The sequence below is a fragment of the Oleiphilus sp. HI0067 genome (genome assembly GCF_001635735.1).
Window position 1 is genome coordinate 1 of sequence record NZ_LWFI01001377.1, and the last position, 1,340, is coordinate 1,340.

The following is a 1,340-nucleotide window of genomic DNA, read 5'->3' on the forward strand; positions in this document are numbered from 1 at the left end:
AGCAGAACGATCCGCTTGCTTTGGATATGGCCCTTTATGTGCAAAAACAACTACCAGGCGCTGTAATATTTTATGAAGATAACGCCCCTACTACAAATTCTTTTCTTTGTTCGATAGCCAAGCATGGTTTTCTCATTGAAGTTGGTCCTGTAGCGCAAGGCTTGCTTCGGTGGGATGCTTTTGAACACACACGCCAAGCATTGAGCCATGCCTTAGACTTTATCGATTTACAATTAAGTGGACAACTGAGCCTACCCTCTATCCGAGAAGCCGACGTCTTCCAGTTTACTGAGAAACTGCATTTGCCGCGGGATGAAAGTGGTGAAATCATCGGCATGATACACCCGCAATTACAGGATCAGGATTATTGTCAATTATCCCCGGGCGAGCCAATTTTTATTTTGGACACCGGAGAAACAGTCTTGTTTGAGTATCACGAACCGGTCTATGTCGCTTTTGTTAATGAAGCCGCCTATTATGACCAGGCTCATGGCCTGTCACTCATGCGCAAGAGACACCTAACGTGGACCGACTGACATCCCGAACTTGTTTGTAACTCCGTGCTTTATCCCATGTCTGGTCAGGTCAGGGGCTGAAGGCTGAGAACTACTGTTCCTGAAGGCCGGAAGGACATCGTTAAGGCTTTTTCAGTTTTTATTTCCTCTCCCAGGATTCAACTGACACTAAGATAGCGAGTTGCTAACGGCTGCTGTTGGAATGCGCTGGTAGAGCTACAATATTGCATACGTCGACGTTTATGGTGAGTAAATGATATTCGCATTGGCCAGATCGACAACGGGGACCCGATATTATCCCTAGACCATTAATGTGCAGATGATGAATAACACCTTACAACAGAACTAATTTTTTATGATTTCTATTTCAAGATTCGAGACGCTCAACCCTGGTCCACATTTGATTGTTTTAGGAGCTGTGCATGGCAATGAAACCTGCGGTACCACTGCTATTCGCAAGCTAATTGATGAACTCAACAATGGGCTCTCTTTAACCAAAGGCACATTGACGTGCGTCCCGATTTGTAATCCCAAAGCATACGAACAAGGTACCCGCTTCTATGAACGTAACCTCAACCGCGCGATGTACATAAAAGAGTCGCCTAAAGACTATGAAGACTTCATCGATCCCGTGCTTTGCGGTCTTCTCGATCAAGCTGATGTATTGCTCGACATTCATTCTTATGCTTCCCAAGGTGGGCCCTTTGGATTCTTAGGCTCCACGAATACTCAGGAGATTGAATATTGCCGTTCGCTGGGTATCAATGACTTTGTTTATGGCTGGGCAGAGGCCTTCGGTAAGGTTGAAGAAGATCCAAGAGATAA

General features: G+C 45.4%; 2 protein-coding genes. Both read left to right on the top strand.

Annotated elements, in window-relative coordinates:
• The coding region (locus A3739_RS21860) for a succinylglutamate desuccinylase/aspartoacylase family protein (protein ID WP_197472487.1) at nucleotides 1–536 on the top strand (536 nt) is incomplete at its 5' end.
• Nucleotides 537–870: 334 nt separating this feature from the next.
• On the top strand, nucleotides 871–1,340 hold a 470-nt coding region (locus A3739_RS21865), incomplete at its 3' end, for a succinylglutamate desuccinylase/aspartoacylase family protein (RefSeq protein WP_197472488.1).